Source organism: Pseudomonas sp. AC239, from assembly GCF_979258545.1.
In genome coordinates, this window is the sequence record NZ_OZ409864.1 from 655542 (window position 1) to 673950 (window position 18409).

Annotated in this window: 20 protein-coding genes; 13 read left to right on the top strand and 7 right to left on the bottom strand. The window is 58.8% G+C overall.

Going from position 1 to position 18409, the window contains the following annotated elements; genetic code table 11:
- The first annotated feature begins 80 nt into the window (after window positions 1–80).
- The 8 genes from metG (at window position 81) to ACZ0AZ_RS03005 (ending at window position 6880) form a co-directional block, all read left to right on the top strand.
- Window positions 81–2132, top strand: coding sequence for a methionine--tRNA ligase (gene metG / locus ACZ0AZ_RS02970; protein WP_463570967.1), 2052 nt, complete (start codon window positions 81–83; stop codon window positions 2130–2132).
- Between the two features lie 114 nt (window positions 2133–2246).
- A complete protein-coding gene (locus ACZ0AZ_RS02975) occupies window positions 2247–2816 on the top strand; it encodes an Rnf-Nqr domain containing protein (RefSeq protein WP_129997563.1) in 570 nt (189 codons plus the stop codon).
- On the top strand, window positions 2813–3817 hold the full coding sequence (gene rsxB / locus ACZ0AZ_RS02980; RefSeq protein WP_039758337.1) for an electron transport complex subunit RsxB: 1005 nt from the start codon (window positions 2813–2815) through the stop codon (window positions 3815–3817). The genes ACZ0AZ_RS02975 and rsxB overlap by 4 nt, the downstream gene beginning before the upstream one ends.
- Complete coding sequence (locus ACZ0AZ_RS02985; protein WP_463538686.1) at window positions 3804–4787, top strand: RnfABCDGE type electron transport complex subunit D; 984 nt, start codon at window positions 3804–3806, stop codon at window positions 4785–4787. The genes rsxB and ACZ0AZ_RS02985 overlap by 14 nt, the downstream gene beginning before the upstream one ends.
- Window positions 4784–5389 carry an RnfABCDGE type electron transport complex subunit G gene (locus ACZ0AZ_RS02990; RefSeq protein WP_463538687.1) on the top strand — a complete coding sequence of 202 codons (606 nt, stop codon included), beginning with the start codon at window positions 4784–4786 and terminating at the stop codon, window positions 5387–5389. Before ACZ0AZ_RS02985 ends, ACZ0AZ_RS02990 begins: the two co-directional genes overlap by 4 nt.
- Window positions 5386–5958, top strand: coding sequence for an Rnf-Nqr domain containing protein (locus tag ACZ0AZ_RS02995; RefSeq protein WP_129997566.1), 573 nt, complete (start codon window positions 5386–5388; stop codon window positions 5956–5958). The genes ACZ0AZ_RS02990 and ACZ0AZ_RS02995 overlap by 4 nt, the downstream gene beginning before the upstream one ends.
- A complete protein-coding gene (nth, locus tag ACZ0AZ_RS03000) occupies window positions 5955–6593 on the top strand; it encodes an endonuclease III (RefSeq protein WP_039758344.1) in 639 nt (212 codons plus the stop codon). Before ACZ0AZ_RS02995 ends, nth begins: the two co-directional genes overlap by 4 nt.
- A gap of 107 nt (window positions 6594–6700) precedes the next feature.
- On the top strand, window positions 6701–6880 hold the full coding sequence (locus ACZ0AZ_RS03005) for a PA3496 family putative envelope integrity protein (protein WP_016773409.1): 180 nt from the start codon (window positions 6701–6703) through the stop codon (window positions 6878–6880).
- Between the two features lie 88 nt (window positions 6881–6968).
- Here ACZ0AZ_RS03005 and ACZ0AZ_RS03010 read toward each other — a convergent pair whose 3' ends face one another.
- Window positions 6969–7595 carry a response regulator transcription factor gene (locus ACZ0AZ_RS03010; protein ID WP_129997567.1) on the bottom strand — a complete coding sequence of 209 codons (627 nt, stop codon included), beginning with the start codon at window positions 7593–7595 and terminating at the stop codon, window positions 6969–6971.
- Window positions 7596–8024: 429 nt separating this feature from the next.
- Here ACZ0AZ_RS03010 and ACZ0AZ_RS03015 point away from each other — a divergent pair, with 429 nt between their 5' ends.
- Window positions 8025–8738, top strand: a complete 714-nt coding sequence (locus ACZ0AZ_RS03015) for a hypothetical protein (protein ID WP_039758351.1) — start codon at window positions 8025–8027, stop codon at window positions 8736–8738.
- A gap of 118 nt (window positions 8739–8856) precedes the next feature.
- On the opposite strand, the gene ACZ0AZ_RS03020 is transcribed toward ACZ0AZ_RS03015, so the two are convergent.
- Together ACZ0AZ_RS03020 and ACZ0AZ_RS03025 are read right to left on the bottom strand one after the other, a co-directional pair.
- The gene (locus ACZ0AZ_RS03020; protein ID WP_007953201.1) at window positions 8857–10074 is read right to left on the bottom strand and encodes an argininosuccinate synthase; all 1218 of its coding nucleotides are present in this window, start codon (window positions 10072–10074) and stop codon (window positions 8857–8859) included.
- Window positions 10075–10203: 129 nt separating this feature from the next.
- Complete coding sequence (locus ACZ0AZ_RS03025; protein WP_129997569.1) at window positions 10204–11118, bottom strand: flagellar protein MotY; 915 nt, start codon at window positions 11116–11118, stop codon at window positions 10204–10206.
- A 160-nt stretch (window positions 11119–11278) separates the two neighbouring features.
- Between ACZ0AZ_RS03025 and pyrC the strand changes: the two genes are divergently transcribed.
- Together pyrC and rnt are read left to right on the top strand one after the other, a co-directional pair.
- On the top strand, window positions 11279–12325 hold the full coding sequence (pyrC, locus tag ACZ0AZ_RS03030; RefSeq protein ID WP_101162158.1) for a dihydroorotase: 1047 nt from the start codon (window positions 11279–11281) through the stop codon (window positions 12323–12325).
- Complete coding sequence (gene rnt / locus ACZ0AZ_RS03035; protein ID WP_090285860.1) at window positions 12322–12999, top strand: ribonuclease T; 678 nt, start codon at window positions 12322–12324, stop codon at window positions 12997–12999. Before pyrC ends, rnt begins: the two co-directional genes overlap by 4 nt.
- Before the next feature lie 74 nt (window positions 13000–13073).
- Here the strand turns inward: rnt and ACZ0AZ_RS03040 are convergent, their stop codons facing one another.
- Window positions 13074–13676, bottom strand: coding sequence for a peroxiredoxin (locus tag ACZ0AZ_RS03040; protein ID WP_003227723.1), 603 nt, complete (start codon window positions 13674–13676; stop codon window positions 13074–13076).
- A gap of 312 nt (window positions 13677–13988) precedes the next feature.
- Between ACZ0AZ_RS03040 and ACZ0AZ_RS03045 the strand changes: the two genes are divergently transcribed.
- Together ACZ0AZ_RS03045 and bfr are read left to right on the top strand one after the other, a co-directional pair.
- Complete coding sequence (locus ACZ0AZ_RS03045; protein WP_003227725.1) at window positions 13989–14207, top strand: bacterioferritin-associated ferredoxin; 219 nt, start codon at window positions 13989–13991, stop codon at window positions 14205–14207.
- Window positions 14208–14407: 200 nt separating this feature from the next.
- Window positions 14408–14881 carry a bacterioferritin gene (gene bfr / locus ACZ0AZ_RS03050; protein WP_039758367.1) on the top strand — a complete coding sequence of 158 codons (474 nt, stop codon included), beginning with the start codon at window positions 14408–14410 and terminating at the stop codon, window positions 14879–14881.
- 254 nt (window positions 14882–15135) lie between these two features.
- Here bfr and grxD read toward each other — a convergent pair whose 3' ends face one another.
- The 3 genes from grxD to ACZ0AZ_RS03065 form a co-directional block, all read right to left on the bottom strand.
- On the bottom strand, window positions 15136–15477 hold the full coding sequence (gene grxD / locus ACZ0AZ_RS03055; protein WP_016773402.1) for a Grx4 family monothiol glutaredoxin: 342 nt from the start codon (window positions 15475–15477) through the stop codon (window positions 15136–15138).
- 97 nt (window positions 15478–15574) lie between these two features.
- Complete coding sequence (locus ACZ0AZ_RS03060; RefSeq protein ID WP_463538688.1) at window positions 15575–17680, bottom strand: molybdopterin oxidoreductase family protein; 2106 nt, start codon at window positions 17678–17680, stop codon at window positions 15575–15577.
- Between the two features lie 135 nt (window positions 17681–17815).
- On the bottom strand, window positions 17816–18106 hold the full coding sequence (locus ACZ0AZ_RS03065; protein ID WP_016773401.1) for a hypothetical protein: 291 nt from the start codon (window positions 18104–18106) through the stop codon (window positions 17816–17818).
- Window positions 18107–18409 lie beyond the last annotated feature (303 nt).

Consider the following 18409-nt stretch of genomic DNA (forward strand, 5'->3'; position numbering starts at 1 on the left):
GGCAACGATTTGCAGGGGTGAAATATCTTGCCCGGCGCTTTATAGTGGCCGACCTCCGTTTCATCAAGTAGCGAAGCCCCATGTCCGAGCCACGCAAGATCCTCGTCACCAGCGCCCTGCCCTACGCCAACGGTTCGATCCACCTTGGCCACATGCTGGAGTACATCCAGACCGATATGTGGGTGCGCTTCCAGAAGCATCGCGGCAACCAATGCATCTATGTCTGCGCCGACGACGCCCACGGTTCGGCGATCATGCTGCGCGCAGAAAAGGAAGGCATCACCCCGGAACAACTGATCGCCAACGTGCAGGCTGAACACAGCGCCGACTTTGCCGACTTCCTGGTTGATTTCGACAACTTCCACTCCACTCACGCCGAAGAAAACCGTGAGCTGTCGAGCCAGATCTACCTCAAGCTGCGTGACGCCGGGCACATCGCCCAGCGTTCGATCACGCAGTATTTCGACCCGGAAAAGAAAATGTTCCTGGCCGACCGCTTCATCAAGGGCACCTGCCCGAAATGCGGCACCGAAGACCAGTACGGCGACAACTGCGAAAAATGCGGCGCGACCTACGCCCCGACTGACCTGAAGGATCCGAAGTCGGCGATCTCCGGCGCCACTCCGGTGCTCAAGGATTCCCAGCACTTCTTCTTCAAGCTGCCGGACTTCCAGGACATGCTCCAGGCCTGGACACGCAGCGGCACCCTGCAAGACGCCGTGGCCAACAAGATCGCCGAATGGCTGGACGCCGGCCTGCAGCAGTGGGACATCTCCCGCGATGCGCCGTACTTCGGCTTCGAGATTCCGGGCGAACCGGGCAAGTACTTCTACGTGTGGCTGGATGCGCCGATCGGCTACATGGCCAGCTTCAAGAACCTCTGCAACCGCACGCCGGAGCTGGATTTCGATGCGTTCTGGGGCAAGGACTCCACTGCTGAGCTGTACCACTTCATCGGCAAGGACATCGTCAATTTCCATGCGCTGTTCTGGCCAGCCATGCTCGAAGGCGCCGGCTACCGCAAGCCGACCGGCATCAACGTGCACGGCTACCTGACCGTCAACGGCCAGAAGATGTCGAAGTCACGCGGCACCTTCATCAAGGCCCGCACTTATCTCGATCACCTGTCGCCGGAATACCTGCGTTATTACTACGCGGCCAAACTCGGCCGTGGCGTCGATGACCTCGACTTGAACCTCGAAGACTTCGTACAGAAGGTCAACTCCGACCTGGTCGGCAAAGTGGTCAACATCGCCAGCCGTTGCGCCGGATTTATCCACAAGGGTAACGGCGGCCTGCTGGTCGACAACAATGCCGCGCCGGAGCTGACCGAGGCCTTCCTCGCCGCCGCGCCGAGCATTGCCGACGCTTATGAAGCCCGCGACTTCGCCCGCGCCATGCGTGAAACCATGGCCCTGGCTGACCGCGCCAACGCGTGGATTGCCGACAAGGCCCCGTGGTCGTTGAACAAGCAGGAAGGCAAGCAGGATGAAGTCCAGGCGATCTGCGCCACCGGCATCAACCTGTTCCGCCAGTTGGTGATCTTCCTCAAACCGGTGCTGCCGCTGCTGGCCGCCGATGCCGAGGCGTTCCTCAACGTCGCGCCGCTGACCTGGAATGACCACACCACGTTGCTGGCCAACCATCAGTTGAACGAATTCAAACCGTTGATGACGCGCATCGACCCGGTAAAAGTCCAAGCCATGACCGACGCCTCGAAAGAAGACCTGACCGCCAGCCAGACCGACACTGGCGCCGCCGCCCCTGCGGGCAACGGCGAACTGGCGAAGGATCCGCTGTCGCCGGAAATCGACTTCGACGCCTTTGCTGCCATCGACCTGCGCGTCGCCTTGATCGTCAAGGCCGAACACGTCGAAGGCGCGGACAAGCTGCTGCGCCTGACGCTCGACATCGGTGACGAGCAACGCAACGTGTTCTCCGGGATCAAAAGCGCGTATCCGGACCCGTCCAAGCTCGACGGTCGCCTGACCATGATGATCGCCAACCTCAAGCCACGGAAAATGAAGTTCGGTATCTCCGAAGGCATGGTGATGGCAGCCGGTCCCGGCGGTGAAGAGATTTACCTGCTGAGCCCGGACAGCGGCGCCAAGCCGGGTCAGCGCATCAAGTAAGACGTTGCCGTAAAACGATCCCACCGACGTGCTCTGCATGGCGGTGGGATTTTTCATATCTGGCCCGATAGTGCCTACCCTTGAGAGACACCCGCCCGTTTCGCTGGCAGAACCATGACCGAACTCGTGTTAACGCTGATCAGTGCTGCGCTGCTCAACAACTTCGTGTTGCACTGGCCGCTGGGCGTCGCTCCGCTGCTGGCGGGCAGTCGTCGCCAGGTGCATGCGCTGGGATTGGCGACGCTGTGCCTGATGGTGCTTGTTGGCGTCATTGGTCAGGCGGTCTGGCATGGGTTGCTGGTGCCGTTGCAGCTTGAAGCGCTGCGCCTGTTTGTGTTTTTGCCGCTGAGCGTGTTGCTGATCACGCCGCTGCTGAAACTGCTGGCGCGCGGGCTGCCAGACTGGCCGTTTGATGGATTGTGGCCGCTGCTGCTCGGCAATGCCGGCGTACTCGGACTGGCGTTGATCAACGCACAAAACGATCAAGGCCTGCTGCATGCGACAGCCTTGAGCGTTGGCGCAGGGTTGGGTTTCTGGCTGGTGCTGAGCGTATTCTGTGATCTGCGCCAGCGCACGCCCGACAACGATATTCCTCTGCCCTTTCGCGGCTTGCCGGTCGATCTGATCAGCGCCGGACTGATTGCAGTGATTTTTCTCGGATTCAGTGGATTGATCAAAACATGAGTCTGCTTCAACGCATCGATGCCCTGCTGCCGCAGACCCAGTGCGGCAAGTGCGGCCATCCCGGATGCAAACCGTATGCACAAGGCATCGTTGACGGCGAGCCGATCAACAAGTGCCCGCCCGGCGGCGAGGAAACCATCGCTGCCCTGGCCGAGCTGTTGAAAATACCGTTGCTGGAACTGGACATCAGCCGTGGCCCGGCACCACCGCAGGTCGCCTTCATCCGCGAAGCCGAATGCATCGGTTGCACCAAGTGCATCCAGGCCTGCCCGGTTGATGCCATTGTTGGCGCGGCAAAGCTGATGCACACCGTGCTGATCGACGAATGCACCGGTTGTGATCTGTGCGTCGCGCCGTGCCCGGTCGACTGCATTGAAATGCATCCGCTGCCTGCTGACACCATTCCAGTGGTTGGTGGTCTCGCATTCAATCTCGAAGAACAGCGTGCCCGCGCCGAAAAGCGTGACCACGCGCGCCAGCGTTTCGAGCGACGCAACCAGCGCTTGCTGCGCGAAGAACAGCAAAAGCAGGCCGAACGCGAGGCGCGAGCCCAGCGTGCGGCACAACCGCAAGTGTCGACCGCAGACCCGGTGCAGGCTGCACTTGAGCGGGTGCGCGCACAAAAAGCCGCTAACGCCGATGCGGCGCTGAAGAAGGCCAAGGTCGATGTGGCGATGAGTCGGGCTCAGTTGCATAAATCGCTGAAAGCTTTCGGCCATCCGCCGACGTTCGAGCAGCAGTCGCAACTGATCGTCCTGCAGCAACAATTCGAAGCCGCCGAGCAAGCGCTGGCAAAGCTGGAAAGCAGCCAACCGGTTATGCCCGTCACCCCTGCCCCGAGCAACGACGCGGAGTTGAAACGGGCGAAGATTCAACTGGCCATGCGCCGCGCCGAGCTGAAAAAGGCTCAGGCGGCAGAGGCTGCGCCGGAGCAGATCGCAACACTGGAGCAAGCCGTGGCTGACGCCGAGCGCCAGGTGCAAGACCATGCCACCCCTTGAGGCAGCGGACGATCGCCTGCAACAGGCGATGAATACTGTGCTGCTCGCTGCACTGCCGGGGCTGCTGGCAATGTTCTGGTTTTTTGGCTGGGGCGTGTTGATCAACCTGTTGCTGGCGGTTGCCAGCGCTTTGCTCGTCGAAGCTGGCGTTGCCTGTCTGCGTCGGCAAGGCGTGCAACCGGCCTTGCGCGATGGCAGTGCGCTGGTCAGTGCGATGTTGCTGGCCGTTGCGCTACCGGCTTATTGCCCTTGGTGGCTGACGGTGATCGCGACCGCCTCGGGCTTGTTGTTCGGCAAGCACCTGTATGGTGGCGTCGGCAAAAACCCTTTCAATCCGGCGATGCTGGGCTTTGTCCTGAGCATGGTGCTGTTCCCGCAAGCGATGACGCACTGGCCCGGTCGTGGCCTCGACTTCCTCTCTGCGTTGCAACAGGTTTTCGACCCGGCTCAAGCGCCGGACGCTTGGGTGCAAGCCACGGCACTGGACAGTCTGCGCATCAATAAAAGCCTGACCATCGATGAGCTGTTCGCCAGCAACTCGGCCTTCGGCCGTTTCGGCGGGCGCGGTGTGGAATGGGTGAATCTGGCGTTTCTGCTCGGCGGCCTGTTGCTGTTGCAGCGGCGGATTTTTTCCTGGCACGCACCGGTGGGGATGCTCGCCAGCCTGTTCGTCATCAGCCTCTTGTGCTGGAACGGATCGGGTTCGGATTCCCATGGTTCGCCGCTGTTTCATCTGCTCAGCGGCGCAACCATGCTCGCTGCATTTTTTATCGTGACAGAACCGGTGTCCGGCGCGAAAAGCGCCCTCGCCCGCCTGTTGTTCGGCATTGGCGTCGGCTTGCTCACATATCTGATTCGCACTTGGGGTGGTTACCCGGACGGCGTCGCGTTTGCGGTGTTGCTGATGAATCTGCTGGTGCCGACGCTGGAGCGCTTCGCCGCCAGCCGCCAGCCTGCGGTGAACGCGTGAACCGCTCAGCCAGTGTCATGGCGGTTGTGCTGCTGGCGCTCGGCGGCGTCAGCGCGACGTACCTGCTGCAGCGCAGCAGCGCACTGCAAATTGCCGCCGAACAGCACTTGCTCGACAGCCGCAACGTGCTCGATGTGATTCCTGCCAATTACTACGACAATCAGCCGCTGAAGCAACCGCTGACGCTCGCCGCCACAGCACGGCCCCATAGCACGCTGTCGGGCGGCTACCGCGCGACCCGCTCCGGGCAAACCGTGGCGGTGCTGTTGCGCAGTCGCAGCGAAGGTTACGCGGGGACTCTGGAACTGCTGATTGCCATTGATGCAAATGGCAAACTTCTGGGCGTAAAAACCCTTGAGCAGCGCGAAACGCCGGGATTGGGTGGTCACATCGGTGAATGGCCGAGTACCTGGCTGCAGAATTTCACGGGTAAATCTGTCAGTGAACCAACAGACGCCGGTTGGGCGCTGAAAAAGGATCAGGGGCAGTTTGATCAAATCGCTGGCGCGACCATAACCTCCCGTGCCGCCATCAACGCGATCCATGACGCACTGCGTTACTTCGATGAGCATCGGGCGCTGCTGTTGAGGACTGACCCATGAAACGCACGGTGAGTTTACTGATGCTGGTGCCGCTACTGGGCGCCACCCAAACATTGAACGCTGCGTTGGGCATGATCTTGATGCTCAGCGTGGTAATCGGCCTGTTTGCCGTGTGTATGGCGTCGCTGCGCAATCACTTGGCGAGCACAAGCGTTTTGCTGGCCAGCCTGGTAGTCGCAGCAACCTTGACCAGTTGCGCGGATCTTTCGGCGCAACGCTGGTTTCTACCGTGGCGCCAGACCTCGGAGGTTTATATAGGGCTCATTGCCTTGCAATGCGTAGCGCTCGAATGCAGTGGTTTCCTTCGCGCGCCGATGACCAAGTGCCTCAAACGCTGCGTGATGTTCGGTACGCTCATGCTGGTGATCGGCGGGCTGCGCGAAATCATCGGCCATGGCACCCTTGGCCGAGGATTATCGACGCATTGGCCAGGTCTGGTTTTATTCCCCGAGGGATTGCATCTGTTTACGCTGGTTCCCGGCGCTTTGGTTTTATCGGGTTTGCTTCTCGCCGTACATCAGGCGTGGACACGCCGCCACTCTGTCATCAAGGAAACGCATCGCCCATGAATGCTGCAAAACGTCTTGAGATATTTCGCCGACTGCACGAAGACAATCCCGAGCCGAAAACCGAACTGGCCTACTCTTCGCCGTTCGAGCTGCTGATTGCGGTGATTCTTTCGGCGCAGTCCACCGATGTCGGCGTCAACAAGGCCACCGCCAGACTCTTTCCCGTCGCCAACACCCCCGCCGCGATTCATGCGCTGGGCGTCGAAGGGCTGTCCGAGTACATCAAGACCATCGGCCTGTACAACAGCAAGGCGAAAAACGTCATCGAAACCTGCCGTTTGCTGGTTGAACGCCACGGCGGCGAAGTTCCGCAGACCCGGGAAGAGCTGGAAGCATTGCCCGGCGTCGGACGCAAGACCGCGAACGTGGTGCTCAATACCGCTTTCCGTCAATTGACCATGGCCGTCGACACGCACATTTTTCGCGTCAGCAATCGCACCGGCATCGCGCCGGGGAAAAATGTGGTGGAAGTTGAAATGAAACTGATGAAGTTTGTACCGAAAGAATTCCTGCTCGACTCCCATCACTGGCTGATTTTGCATGGCCGCTATGTTTGCCTGGCGCGCAAACCGCGCTGCGGTAGCTGCCGCATCGAAGATCTGTGCGAATACAAACATAAAACTTCTGACGATTGAGCCGTCATCGGTTTTTCGTATCCATCGATTGAAAAAATCTTTTTTACCCGCCGCAGTAATGTCGATATAAGGAGCGCCAAAGGCAGTCTTAGCCGGGAGTTGACTTCATGAGTACCGACAAAGAGCAACTGGATGTAGAAGAAGATTTTATTGCCGTCGAGGCCGATGAGGTCGAACCGGTGGTTGAGGTGGCGAAGACCAACCTCAGCAAGCGTCGCACAATCGACAACCTGCTTGAGGAGCGCCGACTGCAAAGGCAATTGGCCGATTACGACTTTGATCTGTGATACCTGAAGGCCTCCCGAAGCGGAGGCTTTTCATTTTCTGCGACAACCAAGCTTGATCGGCCCATGACGGTCTCAGTTGTCGAATCGTTCAAACCAGGCCATTGCGCTGCGCCAACTCGATCAGATCAACCAGAGACCGCGCATTGAGTTTCAGCAACAGACGAGTCTTGTAAGTGCTCACGGTCTTGTTGCTCAAGAACATGCCATCAGCGATTTCCTTGTTGGTCTTGCCGCGCGCCAGCTGCTGCAACACCATCATTTCCCGCCCGGACAGACGATCGACCATGTCCGCTTCACTCGCATTGCCCAGACTGGTTCGCACGGTATGCAGGGCCTGATTGGGGAAATAGCTGTAGCCGGATAGAACTGCCTTGATCGCACTCAGCAATTCGGTCAGATCTTGCTGTTTGCATACATATCCCGCAGCGCCTGACTGCATGCAGCGCATGGAAAAATGTCCGGGAGCCTGGGAGGTCAGCACCAGAACTTTGACCGGCATGGCGGTGGACGTCAGGCGCGCAATAACTTCCAGCCCGTCGAGTTTGGGTATCCCGATATCCAGAATGACAAGATCCGGCATTTGTTCGCGAGCAATTTGTAGTGCATCAACGCCATTATCCGTTTCTGCAATGACTTCGTAGCCATGCCGTTCCATCAGCATACGTACCGCAAGTCGAATGACGGGATGGTCATCCACGATCAGCACTTTATTCATGGGCAAGTCCAGTTTTCGCTGTTCGAATTTTTAGAACACGCACGATATCCCAGTCACTTGCTGTAGCGCATAGCAACTTTTACACGCACTTGCATCGAGAGACATTCCCTACAGGTATTGAGGATAATTCCCACAAATAGACCCCGCCATACCCAGCGTAATCGTACTGCTTGCTTCAAGACCGCATCGATTTTGCGGATAAACGCCTACGCGTCCTACGCCGCGCCGAAGTCATACGTAATGCCATCTTCCCCCGAATTGTCGTGCTGATTGCCGATTAGACATATGACGTTACGAAGCGACAGCACCGCAAGTTCGACACACCCTCAGCCAGTCTATAAAACTTGAAACAACACCCAGAAACTTTAATGATCGCTTTTGCTATATATAGAAACAGTCAATACCCAACACACAACATAGAACTTAATCATGCTCAAGATAAAGAACAAGATAACCAACCCAATGACAGTTATCGCCATATTTGCCATTCTTTCGGAAACATCCGCGGCGGTCTCGCTGCCGTTTCTGGATAATAAGGATCGGGAAATCTATGTGTGGTTTCTGATCAGTTTTCCCTTTTACTTGTTATTTCTTTTTTTCATCACGCTCAACTTCAATCACCGATCCCTCTACTCACCCTCGGATTTCGGCAAAGACAAAAGCTTCCTCAAGGCGACTGGACATCCGGAACGCGAGAGCGAACGAAAAGAACCGTTGCGTAAAACCGATGAACCGTGCGCTTTCGAGATAACCAGCTGTGTGGTATCCAGCAACACTGCGGGGGGCGGATTTCAGCGTCCCTGCAGGATCCATAACGCGCCCGACCCTCCGCTCGACATGGCAAGCCAGGCCAGCCCGGTGGTCCAGACGATCAAGCTGTCACCACTGATAAGCGAACTGAACATTATCGACGCCAGAGACGTTGACGCGTCCAGAGAATTCGATGCGATCCTCGACACTCTCCGGAGCGGTGGGAAAAAAAAACCGCGTGTTCTGGTTTTCCTGTCGAATCATGTTTCGGACTCTCCGGCACATACCGCGCTGCAACAGCTCAAACAGGCGAAGAAAAGCTCAGGCCCAACGCTGTGTGTCGTTTACAACCTGTGCACGCAGACAGTCACCTTGCTGGGGCGAACAAGCTGACGGGACGACCCGCCAACAGGCAGACAAGAGAAACGGCTTGATGAACCACACAAAAATTCCGAAAAAAAAGGCGGCCCTGAACAGGCCGCCTTTTTTATTGCGCGTCGATCTGAACCGCTCAGAACAACTTGCGACCCTTGTTGGCAGCAATCCGCATGCGCAGCGCGTTGAGCTTGATGAAGCCCGCCGCGTCCGCCTGGTTGTAAGCACCGCCGTCTTCTTCAAAAGTGGCGATGTTGGCGTCGAACAGCGAATCGTCGGACTTGCGGCCGGTGACGATGACGTTGCCCTTGTACAGTTTCAGGCGCACAACACCGTTCACGTTGACCTGCGAAGCGTCGATCATCTGTTGCAGCATCAGACGCTCAGGGCTCCACCAGTAACCGGTGTAGATCAGGCTGGCGTACTTGGGCATCAGCTCGTCTTTGAGGTGAGCAACTTCGCGATCCAGAGTGATCGACTCGATGGCGCGGTGAGCGCGCAGCATGATGGTGCCGCCCGGGGTCTCGTAGCAGCCACGGGACTTCATGCCGACATAACGGTTTTCGACGATGTCGAGACGACCGATACCGTGCTCGCCGCCGATCTTGTTCAGCGTCGCCAGAACGGTGGCCGGAGTCATCTCGACGCCGTCCAGCGCGACGATGTCGCCGTTGCGGTAAGTCAGTTCCAGGTATTGCGGGGTGTCGGGAGCCTTCTCCGGGGAGACGGTCCAGCGCCACATGTCTTCTTCGTGCTCGGTCCAGGTGTCTTCCAGCACACCGCCCTCATAGGAGATGTGCAGCAGGTTGGCGTCCATCGAGTACGGGGATTTTTTCTTGCCGTGGCGCTCGATCGGGATCGCGTGCTTCTCGGCGTAGTCCATCAGCTTCTCGCGGGACAGCAGGTCCCACTCGCGCCAAGGGGCGATCACTTTCACGCCCGGCTTGAGCGCGTAGGCGCCCAGTTCGAAACGTACCTGGTCGTTGCCCTTGCCGGTGGCGCCATGGGAAATGGCGTCGGCGCCGGTTTCGTTGGCGATTTCGATCAAACGCTTGGCGATCAGCGGACGGGCGATGGAAGTACCCAGCAGGTACTCGCCTTCGTAAACGGTGTTGGCGCGGAACATCGGGAACACGAAATCACGCACGAACTCTTCGCGCAGGTCGTCGATGTAGATTTCTTTGACGCCCATGGCCTGAGCCTTGGCGCGGGCCGGTTCGACCTCTTCGCCTTGACCGAGATCGGCGGTGAAGGTCACCACTTCACAGTTATAAGTATCCTGCAGCCACTTGAGGATCACCGAAGTGTCCAGGCCGCCGGAATACGCCAGAACGACCTTGTTTACGTCCGCCATGCCATCACTCCACGGGGTTCTACGGAAAGCCGGGGAGTCTACCGCTCAAACGCGATAATTTACAGAGGCGCGACAGCTTAAGACGACAAAGCGACAGAATCTGTCGAGAGCGCGACGATGACCGGCGAGTCAGGAAGTCGTTGCGGCGGTGGCTGGCGTACTCGCTTGCGGTGCTGGCGCAGGGGCTGTGGTCGGTGCCACACGCGACAATTTCACGTTGACCCGACGATTCTTCGCACGGTTGGCCTTGCTGGTGTTCGGCACGATCGGATATTGCTCGCCGTGGAAGCGCACGGTGATCTGCGATTCCTGGATGCCATTGGCCTTGAAGAAATCGACCACCGCCAGCGCCCGGCGCCGCGACAGTTCGCGGTTGGTAAGGCGATTGCCGCTGTTGTCGGAATAGCCGTCGAGCTCGATGTGGTTCACCGTCGGATCGGCCTTCATGTAGTCGAGCATCACCTGCAGCTTGGCCTTGGCGGCCGGGTCAAGATCAACGCCCTCCCCCGGGAAACCTACCTGCGACTGCTTGATCTGGTCGAAATTCTGCGGCAGCAATTTCGCGACACAGGATTGATAGTCGTTGAACGCCTTGCTGAACTTGACCGGCAATAGGCGAACTTCGGAAACCCGGCCGTCGCCAGACGCACGGCGCACAACCGGACTGCGGCCATCCAGCAGACCGCTGATGAGACCGCCGGCCTGCGATTGCGAACTGTTGAACAACACATTGCCACTGCCCAGACGCACCGAGCCCAAATTGATGTCGCCGCGCCCTGGCTGCCACGGCGCAGCGGCCGCGAGCAAGGTCGCCGAACCACCGCCGAGCATGGCGTTGTAGGCATTCAGACGGAAGATCGCCTGCTCACCGGCCTTGCGCACGAACTCGCCCGAGCCGAAATCGGTGATCGGTTGCGTCAGGCGGCATTCGAACTTGTCGCCGGCGACCGTCCACTCAATGTTCTCCAGACGGGTCTGGTAGGTCAGCGCCATCGCGGGAAGGCTGGCAAACACACTGAGCAGGGCTAAATAACGCTGGCGCACGGGAGGCTCCATTGGCTTGTGAAACACAAACACCGATTCACACAATGTTTACGGCATACCTTCGGGATATCGGACGCTTGTGGCAAAACTTGATAGCGGGTGCCTGCAAGAGTCTTTTCCGGTAGCATTCGTCTCAGTTTGACCCGCCTGGAATCCCCTCATGTCCGACCGCCTGACCCTGCTGCGTCCCGACGACTGGCACATTCATCTTCGCGATGGTGCCGTGTTGACCAATACCGTTGCCGATGTGGCCCGCACCTTCGGGCGCGCGATCATCATGCCGAACCTGGTACCGCCGGTGCGCAACGCCGCTGAAGCCGACGGCTATCGTCAGCGCATTCTCGCTGCCCGCCCGGCCGGCAGTCAGTTCGAGCCGTTGATGGTGCTGTACCTCACCGACCGCACCCAACCGGAAGAAATTCGTCAGGCCAAGGCCAGCGGTTTCGTCTACGCCGCCAAGCTGTATCCGGCCGGCGCGACCACCAACTCCGATTCCGGCGTGACCAGCATCGACAAGATCTTCCCGGCGCTCGAGGCCATGGCCGACGTCGGCATGCCGCTGTTGATCCACGGTGAAGTTACCCGTGGCGACGTCGATGTGTTCGACCGCGAAAAGATTTTCATCGATGAACACATGCGTCGCGTGGTCGAGCGTTTCCCGACGCTGAAAGTGGTGTTCGAACACATCACCACTGGCGACGCCGTGCAGTTCGTCAACGAGGCTTCGGCCAACGTCGGCGCGACCATCACTGCGCATCACCTGCTGTACAACCGCAACCACATGCTGGTCGGCGGGATTCGGCCGCACTTCTATTGCCTGCCGATCCTCAAGCGCAACACCCATCAGGAAGCGTTGCTCGATGCCGCTACCAGTGGCAGCGCCAAATTCTTCCTCGGCACCGACTCGGCGCCTCACGCCCAGCACGCCAAGGAAGCCGCCTGCGGTTGCGCCGGTTGCTACACCGCTTACGCGGCCATCGAGATGTATGCCGAAGCGTTCGAACAGCGTAACGCGCTGGACAAGCTCGAAGCCTTCGCCAGCCTCAATGGCCCGCGTTTCTACGGCCTGCCGGCTAACACCGATCGCATCACCCTGGTCCGTGAAGAATGGACCGCCCCGACCAGTCTGCCATTTGGCGAGCTGACCGTTATCCCGCTGCGCGCCGGTGAAAAACTGCGCTGGCGCCTGCTGGAGGAACACGCGTGAGTGAAGAGCATTTCGACGACGAACTGGACGGTCAAAATGGCGGCGGCGGTTCCCGGCATCCGATGGCAGCACGTTTTCGCGGCTACCTGCCGGTTGTCGTCGACGTAGAAACCGGTGGCTTCAACGCGGCCACCGACGCCCTGCTGGAGATTGCCGCGACCACCATCGCCATGGATGAAAAGGGTTTCGTCTACCCGGATCACACCTACTTCTTCCGCGTCGAGCCATTCGAAGGTGCCAACGTTGAAGCGGCAGCGCTGGAGTTCACCGGGATCAAGCTCGATCACCCGCTGCGCATGGCCGTCAGCGAAGAAACCGCGCTGACCGACATCTTCCGTGGCATCCGCAAGGCGCTGAAAGCCAACGGCTGCAAACGGGCGATTCTGGTCGGGCACAACAGCAGTTTCGACCTGGGTTTCCTCAACGCAGCCGTCGCGCGGCTGGACATGAAGCGCAACCCGTTCCACCCGTTCTCCAGCTTCGACACCGCGACGCTGGCCGGTCTGGCGTACGGTCAGACCGTGCTGGCGAAAGCCTGTCAGGCCGCCGGCATCGATTTCGACGGTCGTGAAGCGCACTCGGCGCGTTACGACACCGAAAAGACCGCTGAGCTGTTCTGCGGCATCGTCAATCGCTGGAAGCAGATGGGCGGCTGGGAAGACTTCGACGACTGATCCTTGGCGAGCAAATCCTGCGCATGAAAAAACCGGCCACGTGGGCCGGTTTTTTTGTACCTCGACGTTGCGCCTTACAGGGCTGCAGCGTTCTCGGTCAGGTAAGCCGCAACGCCTTCTGGCGAAGCGTTCATGCCTTTGTCGCCTTTCTTCCAGTTGGCCGGGCAGACTTCGCCATGCTCTTCGTGGAATTGCAGTGCGTCGACCAGACGGATCAGCTCTTCCATGTTACGGCCCAGCGGCAGGTCGTTGATGATCTGCGAGCGAACCACGCCTTTGTCGTCGATCAGGAACGCGCCACGGAAAGCCACGCCGCCTTCGGATTCAACGTCGTACGCCTTGGCGATGTCGTGCTTCATGTCGGCAGCCATGGTGTATTTCACCTGGCCGATGCCGCCATTGTTGACCGGGGTGTTGCGCCAGGCGTTGTGGGTGAAATGCGAGTCGATCGACACAGCGATCACTTCAACGTTGCGTGCCTTGAAGTCAGCCATGCGGTTGTCCAGAGCGATCAGCTCGGACGGGCAGACGAAGGTGAAGTCCAGCGGGTAGAAGAACACCAGGCCGTATTTGCCTTTGATGGCCGAGGACAGGGTGAAGCTGTCAACGATCTCGCCATTGCCGAGTACGGCCGGGACGGTGAAGTCTGGGGCTTGTTTGCCTACGAGTACGCTCATTGATATCTCCTGGTGTAAAAACTTGAAGTTCAGGGTCCGGGCCAGCCTGTCACCCTCAGGCGACAGCCCTGTGACACGAACCCTCTTCGCAAGGGACGACCATCATACACTGCGTGTTTGGCCTGTCCTTAACGGATTTTCCCTGTTCGGTTGTCCACTGCGTATTGATGGGGTCAGACGAGCATTTGGAAAATACCGTTCGTCAGTCGCTGGGAAATTGGCTGCGAAGCGTTCCGAAAGCACTTTGACAATCATTCTCGTTAACATTAAGATCCATCGCAATTGAGTCACAACCAGCGACGGTTCTTACTTATGTATGTTTGCCTCTGCACTGGCGTCACCGACGGACAGATCCGCGAAGCGATCTATGAAGGTTGCTGCAGCTACAAAGAAGTTCGCCAGGCCACCGGCGTCGCCAGCCAGTGCGGCAAATGCGCCTGCCTTGCCAAGGAAGTGGTTCGCGAAACCCTGACCAAGCTGCAAACCGCCCAGGCCGCGATCCCCTACCCGGTAGAATTTACTGCCGCTTGATGCCCCCATTTCAAAGAACCGGACTTCGCGTCCGGTTTTTTTATGCCTGAAAATCAATTGCTTAGCGTCCAGACGCGGAACACAAACATTCTTATTCCGATTAATTTTCATTTATTATTCAATAACTTAGGTTTGACACTTATAACTGCCAAGCTCAAACTCCGCCTTATATACAGTTAATACAGGGCAGGACTCCGATCATGAAAGGCGACATTACAGTCATCCAGCATCTCAACAAGATCCTCGCCAATGAGCTGGTCGCGATCAATCAGTACTTTCTGCATGCGCGCATGTACGAAGATTGGGGTCTGAACAAGCTCGGCAAGCACGAATACAAAGAATCCATCGACGAGATGAAACACGCGGACAAGCTGATCAAGCGCATCCTGTTCCTTGAAGGCCTGCCGAACGTGCAGGACCTGGGCAAGCTGCACATCGGCGAGCACACCCGCGAAATGCTCGAGTGCGACCTGCGCATCGAAAAGACCGGTCACGCTGATCTGAAAGCCGCCATCGCTCATTGCGAGACCGTTGCCGACTTTGGCAGCCGTGAACTGCTCGAAGACATTCTCGAATCGGAAGAAGAACACATCGACTGGCTGGAAACCCAGCTCGGCCTGATCGACAAGATCGGCCTGGAAAACTATCTGCAATCGCAGATGGGCGAAGAGTAGGAGCTGTCGAGTGAAACGAGACTGCGATCTTTATCGATTTCAGCCTTAATACTCAGTCAACTCGTATAACCAACAAAAAGCCCCGCCCTCTTTCGAGGTGCGGGGCTTTTTGCTGGCCGAAGATCAAAAGATCGCAGAAGTCGCATGAAACCAATGTGGGAGCGGGCTTGCTCGCGAAGACGTCGTGTCAGTCACCATCACAGCAAACTGAGAGACTGCTCTCGCGAGCAAGCTCGCTCCCACATAAAGCCTGATCAGGCCTCGGACTTGTTCGCCGCTGCCGCTTCGACAGCCGCCTTGATGGTGCTTTGCAGCGAACCGTCTGCAGCCATCTCGGTCATGATGTCGCTGCCGCCGACCAGTTCACCGCCGACCCACAGTTGCGGGAAAGTCGGCCAGTTGGCGTACTTCGGCAGGTTGGCGCGAATTTCCGGGTTCTGCAGGATGTCCACGTACGCGAACTTTTCACCACAGGCCATCACAGCCTGCGCAGCTTTTGCGGAGAAGCCGCACTGCGGGGCATTCGGCGAGCCTTTCATGTAAAGCAGAATGGTGTTGTTGGCAATCTGCTCTTTAATCGTTTCGATGATATCCATGGAGCACCTCGGCTGAACTTTCCGACTCAGAGGTCGGCACGGTGGCGCATTGTAACGGAATCCCGAGCGCCATGCTCGGTCTCCCCGACAGACCCGCTCAAGCCGCCGCCACCGTCACCGGCACGCCATTCAACGCCGCGTTGCCCGACAGTTCGTCGAGCTGGCACTCGTCGGTCAGGTCGTTGGCGCTCGACCCCGGCTGGCCGCTGGCAATCGCCATCTGCACGCCCGGGCGCGCGTGGCCCCACCCGTGGGGCAGGCTGACCACGCCTTTCATCATGTCGAGGCTGGCGAGCACTTCCACCTCAATCTGCCCGACCCGCGAGCTCACCCGAACCCGTTGCCCGTCGGCCAGACCACGTCTGGCCAGGTCATCCGGGTGCATCAGCAACTGATGCCGTGGCTTGCCCTTCACCAGCCGATGAAAATTGTGCATCCACGAATTGTTGCTGCGCACATGGCGGCGGCCGATCATCAACAATTCATCAGCAGCCGGCGCCTGCAACGCGGCAAAGCGCGCGAGGTCGGCGAGGATCTCCGGCGGTGCAGCCTGGATACGCTGATTCGACGTTTTCAGACGTGACGCCAAGTTCGGTTTCAACGCACCCAGATCGATGCCGTGGGGATGATCGTACAGGGTCGCCAGCGACAGCTTGTGCTCGGACGCATCGCCGTAGCGGCCCATGCGCAGGCCCATGTCGATCATCTTCGCCGGCGGCATCGTCGGTTTCAGTTCCTTGGCGGTTTTCTCGGCGAAGGCCTTGGCCAGCCCGACGAAGATTTCCCAGTCGTGCAGCGCACCCTCGGGCTTGGCGAGGATGGCGCGATTGAAGCGGGTCACGTTACGCACGGCGAACAGGTTGAACGTGGTGTCGTAGTGATCGTTTTCCAGCGCCGAGGTCGACGGCAGGATCAGATCGGCATAGCGCGTGGTTTCGTTGATGTACAGGTCGATGCTGAGCATGAAGTCGAGGCCGTCCAGCGCCTGCTCCAGTTGCCGGCCGTTGGGTGTCGACAACACCGGGTTGCCGGCCACGGTGATCAGCGCGCGGATCTGCCCCTCGCCTTCCGTGAGCATTTCTTCGGCCAGCGCCGAGACCGGCAACTCGCCGCCGTATTCAGGACGCCCGGAAACCCGGCTCTGCCATTTGTTGAAATGCCCGCCCGAGGTCGACGCCACCAGATCCACAGCGGGTTCGGTGCACAAAGCACCGCCGACGCGGTCGAGGTTGCCGGTGACCAAATTGATCAACTGCACCACCCAGTGACAGAGGGTGCCGAAGGCCTGCGTCGAAACGCCCATGCGCCCGTAGCAGACCGCACTCGGCGCAGCAGCGAAGTCGCGCGCCAGTTGGCGGATCTGCTCGGCCGGCACCGCGCACAACGGGCTCATGGCTTCGGCACTGAACGATGCCACGGCGTTGCGCACCTCATCCAGGCCATCGACCGGCAAATGACTGTCGCGGGTCAGGCCTTCGCTGAACAGCGTATTGAGCATGCCGAACAACAGCGCCGCATCGCCACCGGGGCGAACGAACACATGCTGATCGGCCATCGCTGCGGTTTCGCTGCGGCGCGGATCGACCACCACCACTTTGCCGCCGCGCGCCTGAATCGCCTTCAGACGCTTCTCGACATCCGGCACGGTCATGATGCTGCCGTTCGACGCCAACGGATTGCCACCGAGGATCAGCATGAAATCGGTGTGGTCGATGTCCGGAATCGGCAGCAGCAAACCGTGGCCATACATCAGATAGCTGCTGAGGTGGTGCGGCAGTTGATCGACCGACGTTGCCGAGTAGCGATTGCGGGTTTTCAGCAACCCCAGGAAGTAATTGCTGTGGGTCATCAGGCCGTAGTTGTGCACGCTCGGATTGCCCTGATACACCGCAACGGCGTTCTGCCCGTGACGTTCCTGAATCGTCGCCAGTTTCTCGGCCGCCAGCGCGAACGCCTCGTCCCATTCGATCGGCAGCCATTCGCTACCGACGCGGCGCATTGGCTGGCGCAGGCGGTCGGGATCGTTCTGAATATCTTGCAGGGCCACGGCTTTTGGGCAGATATGACCACGACTGAAAGTGTCGAGGGCATCACCCTTGATCGAAGTGATCGCAACGTTGCCATCGGTTTCCGTGGTTTCGATGGTCAGGCCGCAGATGGCTTCGCACAGGTGGCATGCACGGTGGTGAAGAGTCTTGGTCATGGCCAGTCTCTATCTTGTTCGGAGGCAGGCAATCACGCCCGCGGGAACAAAACTATGGCCCGTGCGCGGAGGCGGCGCCAGCGACGTTCGTCTTGTGAATCGACGGTTATCAGGACAGCCGATAAACCGCCCGCATCAATTCGGCGGCAACTGCGGCGGCGCAGCCAGCTGGATTTCCTGGATGGTTTCGATCTGCTCATGGGCGACGTGCACGCCGGTGAGTTCGCCGATCAGACGCCAATGCTCATCAAGCCCGGCGCTGATAGTGGCCATGCGATCGATCATGTGTCGACCGGCGGATTTGACCACTTCGTCGTCACTGCGCAGCAACTCGAAAGACATCGACGTAACTGACGCGGTGAGATGGGTCAGGGAGCGAGCCGTGTGGCCCAGCAGTTCCATTAACAGTTGTTCTTTCGATTCCATGCGGAGGCTTCCTGCGTCGCTCGAAACTTATTTATAACCTAGCACTTTGCTTTAGCAAATGTTTCAGTCTGATCATCCGACCAAGCGAAACCTTGGCGCAGCGGTCGTAACCCGAGCAAGCCGAACTGATGCCGTCGCGGCGCATTGCCAAGCGCGGCGGGGCCAGTGTACAAAGAGGCTCGCTGCTGCAATCAACTCGGCTTCAACAGGCGCGATCGAATTATTCGGTCCGCTGTCCGATCCCGCAGAAACCGTAGCCTATTGGCGTAACGCGACATTTAGTGTCAATATCGCGCCTCCCCC